Consider the following 422-nt stretch of genomic DNA (forward strand, 5'->3'; position numbering starts at 1 on the left):
GGAAGTAGCTGTCTTATTGGTTAACCTACTGATATGACGCGACTATTTACTCATAAAGGTCATATGAGTACAGCAATAAGAGTTGTCGGCCGTTCAGGACATAGCTCAGATCCCGAACGGGGTCTTAACGCCATCGAAGTGATGCATAAAGTGATTACAAAATTGCTAATCTTAAAAGAACAACTTAAGAATAAATATTCAATAAATTACTTTGAAATTCCTCACCCAACGCTCAATTTATGTAATATTCATGGGGGCGATAATGCAAATCGGATTTGCGGTTGCTGTGAAATGCACATTGATATGCGCCCTCTTCCTGGCTTAAGTGTACAAGAGCTGCAACCATAGCTGCTAGATGCAACATAAGATATAAATCAGAAATACACTAATTCCGTCAGTCTAATTGAATTACATGAGCAAAT

Annotated in this window: 1 pseudogene; it reads left to right on the forward strand. The window is 38.2% G+C overall.

Annotated elements, in window-relative coordinates:
* Positions 1–363: pseudogene (locus CWB66_RS21740) on the forward strand (peptidase dimerization domain-containing protein); the annotation flags it as partial.
* Positions 364–422: the final 59 nt, after the last annotated feature.

This window comes from Pseudoalteromonas sp. S558, assembly GCF_005886635.1.
In the GTDB taxonomy this organism is placed as follows: domain Bacteria; phylum Pseudomonadota; class Gammaproteobacteria; order Enterobacterales; family Alteromonadaceae; genus Pseudoalteromonas; species Pseudoalteromonas aliena.